This is a genomic window from Methylophilus sp. OH31 (assembly GCF_000576615.1).
GTDB lineage: Bacteria > Pseudomonadota > Gammaproteobacteria > Burkholderiales > Methylophilaceae > Methylophilus.
This window is the reverse complement of sequence record NZ_BAUS01000016.1, coordinates 1-1,370: the sequence shown is the minus strand read 5'-3', so window position 1 is coordinate 1,370 and position 1,370 is coordinate 1. Positions and strand designations below refer to the sequence as shown.

Sequence of the window (1,370 nt, the reverse complement as noted above, 5' to 3'; positions counted from 1 at the left end):
ATCTTGTTGTTGGTCAGTTCACTTCTGTTGATGAAGCCGTCGTTGTTGGCATCTGTTCTGATTTCAACTGCCAGGCCGCTAAATACAGTGGTGTCGATGGTCGCTGTGTCACTACCCGTGTTGCTTGGGTTACCAGCAACGTCAGTAATCTGGGCAGTCACGGTCAAGGTGGTGCCAGAAGCCGGCGCAGGCACGGTAGTGGTGTAGCTGCCAGCAGTGATGTCAGCTGGGGTCAACACGTGCGTTTGCGGTGGATTAATGCCATCTTTGATCGTCAGGGTGTCGCCAGCTTTTGCTGTCGTTGGCAAGCCAATCAGGACTTGTACCGTGTTGCCGCCATTGAGTTCGCCCTGGTTGATGTAACCATCGTTGTTGGTGTCTGTCGTCAAGGTCACGGTGGGTGCGCCTGGACCATCAGTCACGATCACTGCGTGGTCAGTACCAACATTAGATTTGTTACCAGCCGGGTCGGTCACTTGGGCCGTCACTTGCAGATCCACACCATTGGCGGTCGGGTTGAAGCTCACAACAACTTTGCCTGCGTCAATTTGTGCTTGCGTCAACGTAATTGTTTGCGTCGCATTGCCAGTACCAGTCACGACCAGGGAGTCGCCAGCAGCAGCGTCCAGTGGCAATTTGATCTCGGCAGATACTTTGTTACCCGCAGCGGTCAATTCGGCTTTGTTGATGTAAGCATCATCATTGCTATCGGTGGTCAGCGTGATGGTCAGGCCGGTCAAGGCACTGGTGTCCAGTTTCGCAGCATCTGTACCGGTATCGCTCTTGTTACCTGCAGCATCGCTGATATAGGCGTCTACCTTCAGGAAGCCACCTTCGACTGGCTTGGCAAACGTCGTCGTTACATAGCCATTCGCTTTGGCGCTCGCATCAATCGTGATGTTCTTCGTCACGGTGCCGTCAGTCACAGTGATCACATCACCGACTTCAACTTTAGTACCATTGAACGAGATTTTTACATCATCGGTCGCTGAATTACCTTGCTCTGTACGGTTGATGAAGCCATCGTTGTTCGCATCAGTGGTGATCTCAACCGTTGGAGAAACACCATCGTTAGGCACGCCAGTGTCTACTTTCGCTGAGTCAGAACCTGTCTCACCCAGGTTACCAGCCACATCCTTCACTTGTGCTGTGACCGTCAGGGTCTGGCCGCTGGCAGGTACTGCAACACCAGGCACGCTCACGCTACCTTTGGTAATGTCAGCCTGCGTCAGCACGATCGCTGTCGGCGCACCACCATTCACGCTCACCAGTAACTGGTCACCTGGCATCGCTGTCGCTGGCAAGGTCACTGAGACTTTGGCTGTGGTGTCTGCACCCAACTCGGCTTTGTTGATGTAGCCGTCGTTGTT

The 1,370-nt window shown here is 53.6% G+C and carries 1 protein-coding gene; it reads right to left on the bottom strand.

Features of this window, described 5'->3' with window-relative positions; genetic code table 11:
- Positions 1-1,370 (bottom strand): Ig-like domain repeat protein (locus tag OH31_RS14550; RefSeq protein WP_036299440.1); only part of this gene is annotated, 1,370 nt, incomplete at both ends.